The sequence below is a fragment of the Paraglaciecola sp. 20A4 genome, from assembly GCF_011378905.1.
Classification (GTDB): Bacteria; Pseudomonadota; Gammaproteobacteria; order Enterobacterales; family Alteromonadaceae; genus Paraglaciecola.
This window is the reverse complement of sequence record NZ_WTPY01000004.1, coordinates 280,571-294,266: the sequence shown is the minus strand read 5'-3', so window position 1 is coordinate 294,266 and position 13,696 is coordinate 280,571. Positions and strand designations below refer to the sequence as shown.

Sequence of the window (13,696 nt, the reverse complement as noted above, 5' to 3'; positions counted from 1 at the left end):
GGGTTATATGCGGTAGGTAAAGCTATTCAATACAAGGCAAAGGCGGCATTATTTAATGGTAGTTTACAGTTGGTACTTGCTGGATTGATATTGATCGACGTGGTCATGCGTATTGTGGGGGGCAGTGAACCGCAAACAGGCATTATGCTATGGATTTCGTTGCTTGCATTGGCAGTGAATCTATTCTGCTTTATTTTGTTGTCTCCTTATTGCACTGGCGATATTAACATGCGTGCCAGTTGGATTTGCTCACGAAACGATATGATAGCTAATGTGCTTATTCACCATCGGCTCCTAAGTCGCTTAATGGTGTGTTGGCAGATAATACGCTTTTACAGCAGGCCGAATTGTTGGCCTTAGGAAAGATCAATAGCCCTGAAGAGGTGGCTGTGGACAATCAAGGGCGAGTGTATGGAGGCACTCAAGATGGCAAGATTATGGTCTTAACCCCTGATGACAAGTTAACTGCTTTTGCCGAAACCCATGGGCGACCTTTAGGCATGCAGTTTGATAAAAACCAGAACTTGATTGTTGCTGATGCGTATAAAGGTTTATTGTCGATTAACCCTCAAGGTAAGATTACCGTTTTAGCTACTTCAGTTAATGGTATGCCTTTTAAGTTTACGGATGCCTTGGATATTTCTAGTGATGGGATCGTCTATTTCACTGAGGCGAGTTTTAAGTATGAGAATAATGATCGGATCGGTAAGTATAAGATACCGTCATTTATAGTAGAAGATCACTGATCCTGCTGAGTTTCCCCTGGTTCTGCCAAAACCACTTTGTCGCGGCCGTTCTTTTTACCTAAATAGAGTGCTTTGTCGGCTCGTTTGAAGCATGAGCCTAAAGTGTCTGCTTTTTCAAATTCTGCTACGCCAATGGTAACTGAAACTGGTATGCCAATGCTTTTGGTGAGGGTTTCCTTAAGGCTGTTTTTTAATTTGTTGGCGATAATTACGGCGCCTGTTAATGGGGTGCTTGGCAGTAATATTAGAAACTCTTCTCCACCCCAGCGAGCCACTTCATCTTGGTCACGTAACACTTGACGCATTAGGGTGGATCCTTCAGATAAGACTCTATCGCCCTCTTCATGTCCGAGCGTATCGTTGAGTTTCTTAAACTTATCAAAATCAAGTATTAATAAACAAAAAGGTGTATCACTTTGACGATGATGAATAATAGATTCTTCAATAAAAACCATCATGCCGCGGCGGTTCGGGAGTCCCGTCAGCATATCTTTATGGGCTAACTCACCCAGTTTTTCATTTGCATTGGCTAATTCATCGGTGCGTTTCTTGACTTTTTCTTCCAGTGATTGACTGAAGTTTTGTAATTCATTATTTCTTTCTTCGAGGATTATTGATAGATACTTGTTCTGCTTACTTGCATTAATAAAACGTGTATAGGTGAGGTAATTTTGACAAAGTATAAAGGTCACTAGGCCAAAACTAATCATGATGGTTGTATCAATCATATCCAAACTAAAAAGGATATCGTTGAAAATGAAGGCGAATAGAAACATTGTTCCCATAGTGAGTATGCGTGCACTATAGCGCTTGTTTTTTACTGCCTTAATTAATCCCCAGAGAACATAGGGCATAACCAATATTATCAAGACTTGGAATAGTGATATGGTTTGACTGAATATCTCCGGAGGCGTGAATACCACGCACAGCGAAGCAATAGTGCAGAGTGCATAAATAACTGCCATCAGTTTTTTGTTGTACTCTTGCCAAAAGGTTATGTGGAAATAGGCGATGACAAGAGGACTTGCAGCGTAAAAAGACAGGAAATTAATTCTAGCATTGGTAGCAAAAGACCAGTGCGCTATTCCAGTAAAATACAGAATTTGACTAGATTCAATTTCTCTTAATCCTAATAGTATGCAGGTTAATGCGATCAGAATGGGTAAAGGATCGGTTGTTCGCAGAGTAAATTGAATCAAATTAAATATCGCAACCGTCAGAAAAACCGCTAGCAAAAATGAGGAACGTAATATTTGCCGGTATTGTTCTTGATGAATGTTGTGGCTAACACCTAAACGAACGGTGGTCCAAGTTCCGCCCCAATAATAATCGTGATTTGATACCTGAATTGTAATTGAGAATTTATCTGATTTAGGTTCGAATAAAATAATTTCAGGGTTGTACCCAGGTTCAGAGGTTTTTTGTGTTAAGCCTACTTTTCCACCTTCAGACACTAAATTATCATCAATATACAATTTATAAGCTGTGCCAATGGTGGGCACTTTCAGGGATAAATTAGCATATTTTTTATCGGTAAAAATATTAACATGGTAGGTGGCCACACCGTGTGTTGGCAAAGGTTGACCATCTAATGTTGATCTAACCCAAGCATGGGGAACATCAATATATGTGGGCTCATTTTTGCTGTTGTCGATTTGCGAAGGAGTCAGCAATTTTTGCCAGTAAAATTCCCAATTACCACTAAGAGGCACAGAGCCGATTTCTGATAATTCAATAGTTGTTAAATCAATCTTACCTTGTATCGCTTGAGGTACCGATTTATCGCTTAGTACTTCAGTCATCAGGGTAGCGATATTAAATACGACAGCTAATAAAACACATACCAATAACACAGCCGAAGCACGAGGTATTGATTTGGTTATGTCCATTGCTTGAATATGCGATTTACTGCTTGTTGGCAAGATGTCATCCTTTGCTCTGAGTATAGTAAGAATAAACGCTAACCCTGATCTAATCAACGAGTTCCAGGCTGAACTTGGGCTGCAATTATGAAGCAAAACAGGCTATTCAAATAGCGTGTGGAGGATGAAAAAAGAAAAGTGAGTGACTTAATTGAATGAAATGGGCAGGTGTGGCTAGCCTTGCCGCAAAATCGGTCTTAATGGCACAGCCTAGCCACCACTATTTTGCGCGTGTTTATGTACTGAAAAAGACAAGGCTTAACTTTATGGCTACGCTATGCGCTCCAGTTGAAAGTATGATGTGCTGGGCCGGCCACCGGTGGGCCATGCTGCGGCGGTATTAAGTGGTGCGGCTGTGGTATGAGTGAAATTGATGCCTGTTTATCTAAGTGTGACAATATTTTTTGGATAACCATGGGCACGGTGATACAGGCGACAATTCTCACATTGTGTTTTTCACCTCTTTCACATTCAGTGATGTCAATGTTGAATACCCGTTTGACTGGCCGGTTACCGGTCGTTGCGCCCAACTCATACTTTTTGCCTGGTAGGGCTTGTCGGACTCGTTCATTTCTTTGAGGGTAAGTTGGGACTGTTCTTTCCTCTTTGTGACACGGTTACTACCGCCCTAAGGTTACTGTTAGGCGCAAAAACGCCGTAAAATCGAGTGAGATGCAGTCTCGGGTGTGGTACCAGCGCGGCGAGTTTGCCGATGAAGTCGATGGGAGAGAATAAGACGTGTGTAGTGCCATCACGATAAGGGGTTTTTAGCTCATATCTAACTTGTCCGTTTTTTGTCATGCTTAAGCGCTGCTCGCTTATTGCGGGGCGACTAATGTAGCGGCACAGGCGTTCTAGTTTTTCTGTCACGTGAATATTAGCAAACACCCCCGCATGCAGAGAAAAACCCGATACATTGGCTAATTGCCCATACTCGTTATTGTCATGGGCAGGGAAAATAATAGAAAAGTTCCCACGCCTGAACCGATTTTTAACCGGTTACGACTTAGAACATACATTAAACGATGACTTGTCTGAACTTGATATTAGTCGGGTGATCACCGGCTCTGAAGGCTCGTTAGTGTTTGTGGCTGAAGCCAAATTAAACATTACGCCCATTGCCACCTATAAAGCATTAGTTAACGTAAAATACGATTCGTTTGAATCAGCATTAAGGCATGCACCGAGTATGGTGGCCGCCAATGCAACTTCGGTTGAAACCGTCGATAGCAATGTATTGAATCTAGCCAAGCAAGATATTATTTGGCGTTCGGTCAAAGATCTAATAACAGAAGTTGAAGGCAAAACAGTACTAGGCCTGAATATGGTTGAGTACAATAGTAACGATGAAGCCGATATCGAACAAAAAATTGCTAGTTTATCTGCCAGTTTAAACAATGCTAGCGACCTTGGCGTGATTGGTTTTCAGGTGACATACGATAAAGCCGATATTGGTAAAATTTACGCCTGGCGTAGAAAGTCAGTAAGTTTGTTAGGTAAAACCAAAGGTGACAAGAAACCCTTAGCATTTGTTGAAGACACGGCTGTACCTCCGGAAAATCTTGCCGATTTTATAATGGAATTTCGTACCTTATTAGACGGATATGGCTTGCACTACGGTATGTTTGGTCATGTAGATGCGGGTGTATTACATGTGCGCCCAGCGTTAGATATGTGCGATCCAGAACAAGAAAAGTTGATCCCGCAAATATCAGATAAAGTAGTCGAGCTGGTGGCTAATTATGACGGCCTAGTTTGGGGCGAACACGGGAAAGGTTATCGTAGTGAATACTCTCCGCAATACTTTGCCAGAATCTACTTAGAAAGCCTCCTAAAGCCAATTACTATCTAGACTGGGGAGTTTTAAAACCTGCATCGGTCACAATAATTGGTTTATCTCTAGCACCTGATTTATATTAATTGTGGTAGTGATTTAAAATCAGCACCCTCCTGAAATGCCAAGATATCAGTTTGGACGTTAAAAAAAGATGCTAATGTAAACAATATATTTTATCCCAGTGCTAGTGTATTAAAATATCACACTTTATACTGTTGGCAATTCCAAAGTATTCCTAGCTAAGCGAGGGTATTTTTTGATGCAAAAACTTTATTTATCACACAGAATTACAACCTTTATCTTTGGCATTTGTATAGGTCTGATTTTATTTTTTTTTTCCTATTCCCACATTTTGCAAAACCAGTTGTCTGAACAAAGTGAAAAAATATTTCACGATTTACAAAGTGGCGTTTCTAACGGATTTAACATAATTAATGGTTTAAGTTCAAAAGGCTTCACTCAATGCTCCGACGAAAACCTCCTACAAATGCGCAAAGCGCAATTTAAATCTAATGACATTAGAGATATTGGTTTCTATCAACAAGGACAATTATTTTGCACTACTGGCACTGGAAAATTACCCAACCCAATTATAGATTCACCGGAAAGTTTTGAATTTGATGGCTTCAAATTTTGGTTCGCTCATGTGTTAGAAACCTTTGATAAATCTATTAAAGGGATTGTTATTAAGAAAGGTAGTTACAACATAATACTAACGTTTCAAGGACTATTAGGTGAGTACTCTGTCTTCAAAAATTATGAAATAGGTGCCAAAATAAATGGTAGTTGGTTACATTTATATGGCGATAGTGGCGTATTTCAAAATCTAGCCACGGATGACAAAAAACATTTTAAGACTACCTTATTCAGCCATTCTTTAGAGTTTTGTCGCACTGGCAGTGTGTTTTGCATAGCCATGAAACACAATAATTTTTCAGAGTTTGATAGTTCTTTATTTATACTTTTTGTTTTTCTATTCGCTTTATTGTCAGGTATTAGTGCTTTATATATTTATGACCTGATATTTCATTATATGTTTGGTATTAATCGAAGAATTATATCAGGTATAAAAGCCAAGCGTTTTACGCCTTATTACCAAGCGATAATTGACCTAGAAACTAACAAAGTAATTGGTTGTGAGTTACTCACCCGCTTTAAGGATAAAGTGGGGCCACTTTACCCCGACCAATTTATACCTATTGTTAGTAAATTAAACCTTACTTGGCAACTGACCGAACATCTTATTTTAACTGCGTTACAAGACTTTAAACACATACAAAGCCAAGATGTGCCATTTTATTTATCGATTAACATTTTTCCCAAAGACATAAATAATCGAGATATTTTAAAAGGATTGGAACGGTTGAAAAATATACCTCCCAATCTAAAAATTGCCTTTGAAATCACTGAAGATGAAGAATTACTTTTTGACAAGGTCGGCAATACTCTTGAGACTCTCTCTAACAGTCACATTCAAATATCTATTGATGACTTCGGAACCGGTTACTCTAATTTGTCTCAACTAAAGTTATTAGACATAGACACCTTGAAAATAGATAAATCTTTTGTCGATGAAGTAGAAACAGGTTCTATTCGTTCGACGCTAATCCCCAATATTGTGGCAATAGCAGATAAGTTAGAAGCTAACATTATTGCGGAGGGAATAGAAAACCAACTACAAGTCACAGAATTATTAAAAATGAACATTAGGTACGGCCAGGGTTGGTATTACAGTAAAGCCTTACCCTTTAGTAAATTTAAAAATTATGTAATAAATAATAGTAGTTTCAAGTTTAGCGGTAACGCCTTCGGTAATAATTTAAATTAAAAGTAAAACATGATTTTAACTCTCACCACAATCGACAGGTAATTATTGAATTGTTGGTACTGCCAAAAATAATCAAATATCTATGACATTTCCCGACAAAGAAATCTTTTTTACCACAGGCGCTTTAAAGTGCTTGAATACAGCGCTAATTTAAAAATAACCAAGGTATAAATAAGTGCGTCCAGTTTTAACTAACTTCGATTAATACTGGATACAATATTATTATTATTCATTTACTGAGCATGCGATATTGACCTTCCGGTTACTGGAAGGTTTATTCTACGCCTAATAACCCGTAATTCAATGAGAGTAATATGAGTGAATGTTGTGGTGTGAACGCTCAAGATAAAGAACAGCGTACGTTATTATGGACGGTACTGGGTCTTAATGGTGGCATGTTTTTTGTGGAATTTATTGCTGGTTGGTTAGGGGACTCAAGCGGACTAATGGCCGATTCGTTAGATATGCTTGCCGATGCCATGGTGTATATGGTGGGTTTATACGCCGTCGGAAAGGCCATTCAGTATAAAGCTAAGGCGGCATTATTTAATGGTAGTTTACAGTTGGTACTGGCCGGTTTGATATTGGTCGATGTGATAATGCGACTGGTGGGAGGCAGTGAACCGCAAACGGGCATTATGTTATGGATTTCGTTGCTTGCATTGGCAGTGAATCTATTCTGCTTTATTTTGTTGTCTCGTTATCGCACTGGCGATATTAACATGCGTGCCAGTTGGATTTGCTCACGAAACGATATGATAGCTAATGTGGGTGTGATTATATCAGCGGGCTTGGTTGTTTGGCTAGATTCAGCGATCCCAGATTTAATCATTGGTACGATTATCGCCTTGGTGATCGTGCAATCATCAGTGAAGATTGTTCAAGAGTCTAGGGCGATACTTAAGGGCGAAAATAAACCCAAGCCTTCTTGTTGTGGTTAATTAAATAAGTGACCCAAATCAACAAAAAAGCGACTAGTAGGTAGTCGCTTTTATTCGTTCTCAGTGCAAATAGCCTAGCCCATTAATCGTAATGTGCGTGAGAGTGGCCTTTGCTGGCATCGGTCCAGTGCCCTTCCGAGAGCGATAATATCACCGCATCAGCTTCGTTCAACAACTCAACAGATTCAGCCGTAAAACAGCCTCCAATCACCACTAAACTTTGATCAGACAATTCCCCTAGCTTAGTCAATGCTTTGTGCACTAAGCTGCTTTTCACTACGTTTTTACGATCGTGAGGAAAGGTAATCAAGGTGCAGGTGTCTTCAAGATGTGATTCACAACTCAAGGCTAACTTTCTGTATTCCGTAGGTACACGTTCTTTTACTAGGAACGACTCTAAATGCTTTTGAATATGAAATTTCATAATTTACTAATAGATCATCAATAAAAAGTAACAATATGGCAGCGCCATATCAATTTAGGTGTTTCAGCACTCACGGAATAAACCGCGAGGAAAACACAGTTTAAAGCTAACTACTTTGAATTTAATCGGCTAATGACTCGTATGTAGAATACGTAAAAGCTGATTATGAATAAACTTACCCTAGCAGCCAATGGAATTAAAGCGTTGTTTTAAATTTGTGCATAATAAATGTAAGAAATATCTACACAGGCATAAAAAAGGGCGCCTGAACGGCACCCTAAATACATCATAACTCTCTAAACGCTTAAAATTTAGCCCGTAATTGCACGCCGAAGTAACGGTCAGCATCGCGTGGTATTTGATAACGGAAGTTATCGCCACTGTAAGTGGTTACAAAGGTCTTATCGGTTAAGTTCTTACCGATTAAGCTAATGCGGTAGGCATCATCCTCAAACGAAAACGCTAAGCTTGCGTTTAAAATGCCGTAGTCTGGTAACAAATCGACTGCTGTCGCTGTGCCGCCCGGCGCGCCTGCATACATCTCGTCAGTGTATACATAAGAGCTATTTAAGATAACGTTCATGTTATCCAGCTCCCATAGGTACTCGCCTGTCACTGAGTATTTAAGATCAGGTGAGAAAGGTAAGTCTGCACCAGAGCGGCCTGTACAGTTTGCATCAGTCACTGGGCATTTAAACTCATCGACTTCAGCATCAACTCTTGATAAACCGCCGGTTAAGGTGAAGTTATCGGTTGCCTGCCACATAACGTCAAACTCAATTCCTTGCGTAGTGACCGAGCCCGCGTTAGTTAAGCGGGTGATTGTTACGCCATCAAGTAACTCTGAGTTATTCGCTTGGAAACCATCGATGTTAGTTCTGAATATTGCGGCATTAAATATTAAGTCATTGCTCGCGTATTTATAGCCTAACTCGTACGCATCTGATGTTTCTTTATCGATGGGGAGTGCATCAGCATCAGCCATGTTGTAGAACACGTTAAACGCTGGGCCTTTGTAACCTTGCGAGAAAGTGAAATACGCCATGCTGCTATCCGTTAAGTCGTACTGTGCACCAATTTTACCTGAAACATTGGTTTCATCTGTTTCACCTTGATAATTGGTCTCAAAGCTACGTACACCAACACCTGTGCGCTTGTATTCGTCGTTACTGCGACGGTCATGTGAGTAGCTCACCTCATCGTCAGTGTAGCGAATACCGAAGAGTAAACGTAAGTCGTCATTAATGTGGTATTTACCGTCAGCAAACAATGCCCAGTTATCGAACTGTGTGCGCATAAAGGCAGTCGCGCCAACGATATCGTTAGCATTACAGCTTAAGTTTTCATCGGCAATAAACTGATTAACTTGTGCTTCAGATGGGTCTGCTATACCAAGGCTTTCTGTTAAGTATGAGCCAATTGCCGCAGGGAATTGACCACCGTTGTTTTGACAACTTGCATCACGGGTAAAGTTACGCTCTGATTTTTGCGTCCACCAGAATGCACCTAATTGGTAATCAAAATCACCGCCAACAGGAGACGCTATACGAAACTCTTGAGAGGTTTGTTTCCAGTTTTGTACACCGGTGTCGTGCAGTTGAAATCCTACGCCGCCGTCAGGCACACTGCCAAAGTCAACAGGTAATGGAATAGAGCCCGTAGTAGATGTGAAATCACCTTCGCGGAATTCGGTGTTGTCCCAGCTACGGTGGGCTGTAATTGAGGTAAATTCGTGATCGCCGATCATTTTGTCTACTTGCACTGAGAAACCTGTGGTTTCATCTATGGTGCGGGTTTCAAAATCATGGTCGATTTTACGTTGGTCTAAATCTAGATCGCCGTTGCCTGTACTATTTGGTGCGGCATCAGAGGAAAGATAACGGTTGCTCGGTGCCAGTTCTAAATCGGCACAACAGTTGTCGTTAGACTTTACATTTTCAAAAATAAATAGAATGTCGGTATCGTTGCCGGCATCAATGTCTAACATACCGCGAATACCTTCTTTGTCGTATCCGTTAGTCGTTTCATTGTTATAGACATTGTCGATGTAGCCGTCGTACTGAGATTTCAATACGGTTAAGCTACCGTTTACATTATCGTTTAGGGCACCAGTAACACTGGTTTTTAAGCGGTATTCGTTACCCTGAAACAAAGTGACTTCGGCGGCACCGCCAAACTCATCAGAAGGGCGTTTGGTGGTAATGTTTACCACACCGGCAGAGGCGTTTTTACCAAACAACGTACCCTGAGGGCCACGTAATACCTCGATACGTTCTAAGTCGTATAAATCAACGAATGCTTGCCCTGAGCGACCTAACACTACGCCATCGACTACGGTCGATACGCTTGGCTCTGCGGCCACACTGAATGAAATAGTTCCGATACCACGTACGGTAATTGCGGAGTTACGGTTGGTGTTACCTTTACGGAAGCTAACAGAAGGTACCAATGCTTGTAGGCCTTCGATGTTCGCAGAGAATGCAGCGTTAATTTGATCTTCACGTAACACCGATACGGCAACGGGAACTTCGTTGAGGTTTTCTACGCGTTTTTGCGACGTAACGGTAATTTTCTCCATTAGGCCTTTATCTTCAACTGGCGCTGCTTCTTGTGCGCTGGCAGCAAAGCCGATTGTCATACACGTACCAATAGCGAGTGCGCGTGTTATGCCTGAATGTAGTGTGCTAGGTTTTAGTAACATGGTGTTCTCCACGATCTCTGTTTAGGGGTAAGTCCAGCTTTCATTCACCGTGTGTCCAGACGATGAATAAATTGTGCGTTTATGATCTCGGCTTACCATTCTTCGTTTATAGGTAATTTCTCTCGATGAGCGAAACTGTCATTGCGATGACTTATAGGGCATCTTGTGTCATACATTAGATGTCTTATATAAGACAAAAGATAGACAAAATTTAACTATAAAGTTAACTAATTGCAATCTTTTTGTTAAAACTGTTTAATATGAAGATATACGTGCTTAAAAATGTAATAAGCCACGCAACGCCCGAATTAAAGGCCATGTAGGGTAGGGCTAACTCATAAAGTTAGCCCTTAGTTATAGTGGGTATAATTATAATTGATACAATTTGATAACAGGCTTAGGGTACGTTCGCATCACATTGCGCAACTGAGGCTGTTAATAACTGAAGCCAATCACTGCCGTAGTTGTCTTCAAACCATTGACGCATATTCCCCGACGCGTCTTTGAATGCTTGTTTTTCGGCTAAAGTCGGGCGATAAACCGTACCACCGGCTTTTTCAAATAGTTTGTAGGAGTTTGCTTCTTGATTGAATACGAGATCGTTAGCCGCTTTTTGCTGATGCTCAAAACCTTTGTCAATAATGTCTTGTATCTCCTTAGGTAAAGATTGCCAAACGGGCTCTGAAAACCACCACAAAGCCGCCATATACGAGTGGCCATCTAGCACGATGTATTTTAAATGCTCTTCTAATTTGGCACCGATAATATCTTGTATACCGTTCTTACTGCCTTCGACCACACCTGTTGCTAGCGCGGTATATAACTCAGCCCACGACACAGGCGTTGGGTTAGCACCAAGTTGGCGGACTAATTCTTGTTGTATTTTAGCTGGCGTAGTGCGAATTTTTTGACCGACTAAATCACCAGGATGATGTATCGGTTTGCTGGTGGTCGCGAAGTTACGCCAACCGCCAGTGTTGGTAACGCCCATTAAGCGAATTTGCAGATTTTGTTCTAAAACAGTGGTACGCATCTTATCTAGAATAGGCCCTGCTAATACGCATTGTGCTTGAGCATCGTTATCAAATACATAAGGCAAGTCGAGCACTTGTGCAGGGGCGAAAAAGTTACCTGTGCCGCCTGCGGTAGTAGGAAACATCTCCAGCACGCCTTTTTGCAAGTTCCCTATGCACTCAGGTACACCACCACAAAACTGTCCCGACGAATAGAGCTGAACTTGTACTCGACCTTCGCTGGCTTTTTCTACGTATTCTTTAAAGGCTAATAATCCCACGTAGTCTTCATCTTGAGTCGAGGCTTGGATCGCCGCCTTGATAATAAATTCGGCGCGATCAGAATTTGAGTTAACAATCCCAACAAGGCTGGCAACAGCAATAAGGGCATAAACGGTGAGTAAAACGAGGCGTTTCGTATTCATATCAAGCAAACCCAAAAAGGCGAGGTAAGGTCATAGTGACCGCTGGGAAATAGGTAATAATGAAAATTACCAGAACTTCTACTGCCAAGAAGGGCAACATCTCATAAGCAATGTTTTCAGTTTTTTCGCCAGATACTGACGCGGCAACAAATAACACCAATCCCATAGGCGGGGTTGCCAAACCCACGGTCAAGTTAACGCACATGATTACTGCAAAATGCAAAGGATCGATACCTAAAGAGATAAAAATAGGCGCAAAAACGGGGCCGAGTATTAAGATTGCGGGCCCGGCATCTAAAAACATACCGATGGCGAATAAGAACAAGTTGATGATAAGCAACAGTAATAAAACATTGTCAGTAATACCGACGATTTGTTCGGCTAACGTATCAGCCATTCCTGATACGGTTATGATCCACGCGAACGTAACGGCCGAGCCAACGAGCAATAAAATGGTTCCAGATTGCACTGCTGCATTCACCAATATATGCGGTAATTTATCCAGTTTAAGGGTGTTAGTAACAAACAAGGTAATAATGAGTGCATAACCGGCTGCAGCTGCTGCCGCTTCAGTTGGGGTAAACACGCCCAGCACAATGCCACCTAATAAAATAACCGGTGTTAACAAAGGCAAAAACGACGTTTTAAGAGCACTGCCACGTTCATACCAAGTGGCTTTTTGGTTGGCCACAGGGTAGTTACGCTTTTTGGCGATACGGCTAGTCACAATCATTAAACCAGCGCAAATCAGCAACCCTGGGGTGATACCGGCTAAAAACATACCTGCAACGGATACGTTCATGATAAACGCATACAAAATCATGATCCCAGATGGTGGGATAATTGGCCCAATAACGGATGAGGCAGCAGTAACCGCCGCGGCGAAACGTCGGCTATAGCCATTTTCTTCCATGGCGGGGATCAGCATTTTACCCAGAGCTGAGGTGTCAGCTACTGCAGAGCCTGACAGACCAGCAAAAAGTACTGATGACAATATATTTACTTGGGCTAAGCCACCACGATAGTGACCAATCAAGGTTTGGCTAAAGCGTACAATAGACTGGGTGATACCGCCTTGATTCATTAGCTCTCCAGCCAATATGAAAAAAGGAACGGCCATAAGAGGGAATGAATTCATCCCCGAATATAAGCGCGTTAACAAGGCTGAGAAAAATACTTGGTTGCCATCAAGCATCAAGCTTACACCCGGGCCAATTAACAGTGCGAACACCACAGGCGTTCCAGCGGTTAGCAACAGAATGAACACCCAAAAATAACTGATAGACATATTATTCGACTTCCATGGGGGGAATGGTTTGCTCGGTGAGATAGTGTCGAGCAAAAAGTTGTTTGATCAGGTTCTCAATAGCGACCATAAATAACGCAGCAAACATTAAAGGTGCGCACGCATAAAAATAAGCCAATTTGATGGGGATTGAGGAAGCATATATTTCCATTCCCCCTTGCCAAAAAGCAACGCTCTCTTTAAAAAATATGGCGCTGATCATAATAACCAATATGGTAATAATGACTTCAGTCGTGCGGCGCAATCCATCCGGTAAAGCATCAGCGAACATCTCAATCGATACATTTAGATTTTCGCGATAGGCCCACGGCGCGACCAAACACGCAACCCAAACCATAAGGTACTTGGCGAGTTCTTCGGTCCAGGCCAATGAATCATTTAATACGTAACGATAGAATACTTGGGCTAATATCATAAGTAACATGGCAGCCAGTAATGCACCTGCAACATTCTTACCCAGTGAGCTGACCGCGTAATTGACCTTGCCGAGCGGACGATTGAATGCCAATAATCCGCGACTGACAGCATTTTGCATGAGATGTTCTCCGGCTGT

10 protein-coding genes and 2 pseudogenes are annotated in these 13,696 nt (G+C 41.5%); 5 read left to right on the top strand and 7 right to left on the bottom strand.

Annotation, left to right across the window (positions count from 1 at the left end):
• Both GQS54_RS07150 and GQS54_RS07145 read left to right on the top strand, forming a co-directional pair.
• On the top strand, positions 1–360 hold a 360-nt coding region (locus GQS54_RS07150), incomplete at its 5' end, for a cation transporter (RefSeq protein ID WP_166423315.1).
• The gene (locus GQS54_RS07145; protein ID WP_205967656.1) at positions 351–746 is read left to right on the top strand and encodes a hypothetical protein; all 396 of its coding nucleotides are present in this window, start codon (positions 351–353) and stop codon (positions 744–746) included. The genes GQS54_RS07150 and GQS54_RS07145, both read left to right, overlap by 10 nt.
• Here the strand turns inward: GQS54_RS07145 and GQS54_RS07140 are convergent.
• Both GQS54_RS07140 and GQS54_RS07135 read right to left on the bottom strand, forming a co-directional pair.
• Positions 740–2,668: a diguanylate cyclase gene (locus tag GQS54_RS07140; protein ID WP_166423314.1), complete on the bottom strand. Its 1,929-nt coding sequence runs from the start codon at positions 2,666–2,668 to the stop codon at positions 740–742. The two genes, GQS54_RS07145 and GQS54_RS07140, sit on opposite strands and share 7 nt — an antisense overlap.
• A gap of 275 nt (positions 2,669–2,943) precedes the next feature.
• Positions 2,944–3,583 (bottom strand): annotated as a pseudogene (locus GQS54_RS07135) (transposase); the annotation flags it as partial.
• Positions 3,584–3,623: 40 nt separating this feature from the next.
• On the opposite strand from GQS54_RS07135, the pseudogene GQS54_RS07130 reads away from it, so the two are divergent.
• The 3 genes and pseudogenes from GQS54_RS07130 to GQS54_RS07120 form a co-directional block, all read left to right on the top strand.
• Positions 3,624–4,475: pseudogene (locus GQS54_RS07130) on the top strand (FAD-linked oxidase C-terminal domain-containing protein); the annotation flags it as partial.
• A 289-nt stretch (positions 4,476–4,764) separates the two neighbouring features.
• Positions 4,765–6,333, top strand: a complete 1,569-nt coding sequence (locus tag GQS54_RS07125) for an EAL domain-containing protein (protein WP_166423313.1) — start codon at positions 4,765–4,767, stop codon at positions 6,331–6,333.
• 314 nt (positions 6,334–6,647) lie between these two features.
• Positions 6,648–7,274, top strand: a complete 627-nt coding sequence (locus GQS54_RS07120; protein WP_166423312.1) for a cation diffusion facilitator family transporter — start codon at positions 6,648–6,650, stop codon at positions 7,272–7,274.
• Between the two features lie 82 nt (positions 7,275–7,356).
• Here the strand turns inward: GQS54_RS07120 and GQS54_RS07115 are convergent, their stop codons facing one another.
• The 5 genes from GQS54_RS07115 to GQS54_RS07095 form a co-directional block, all read right to left on the bottom strand.
• Entirely contained in the window at positions 7,357–7,698 is a 342-nt protein-coding gene (locus GQS54_RS07115) for a hypothetical protein (RefSeq protein WP_166423311.1), read from the bottom strand.
• 304 nt (positions 7,699–8,002) lie between these two features.
• Positions 8,003–10,399 carry a TonB-dependent receptor gene (locus tag GQS54_RS07110; protein WP_166423310.1) on the bottom strand — a complete coding sequence of 799 codons (2,397 nt, stop codon included), beginning with the start codon at positions 10,397–10,399 and terminating at the stop codon, positions 8,003–8,005.
• Between the two features lie 397 nt (positions 10,400–10,796).
• On the bottom strand, positions 10,797–11,837 hold the full coding sequence (gene dctP, locus GQS54_RS07105) for a TRAP transporter substrate-binding protein DctP (protein WP_166423309.1): 1,041 nt from the start codon (positions 11,835–11,837) through the stop codon (positions 10,797–10,799).
• A 1-nt stretch (position 11,838) separates the two neighbouring features.
• A complete protein-coding gene (locus tag GQS54_RS07100; protein ID WP_166423308.1) occupies positions 11,839–13,125 on the bottom strand; it encodes a TRAP transporter large permease in 1,287 nt (428 codons plus the stop codon).
• A gap of 1 nt (position 13,126) precedes the next feature.
• Positions 13,127–13,678 carry a TRAP transporter small permease gene (locus GQS54_RS07095; RefSeq protein WP_166423307.1) on the bottom strand — a complete coding sequence of 184 codons (552 nt, stop codon included), beginning with the start codon at positions 13,676–13,678 and terminating at the stop codon, positions 13,127–13,129.
• Positions 13,679–13,696 lie beyond the last annotated feature (18 nt).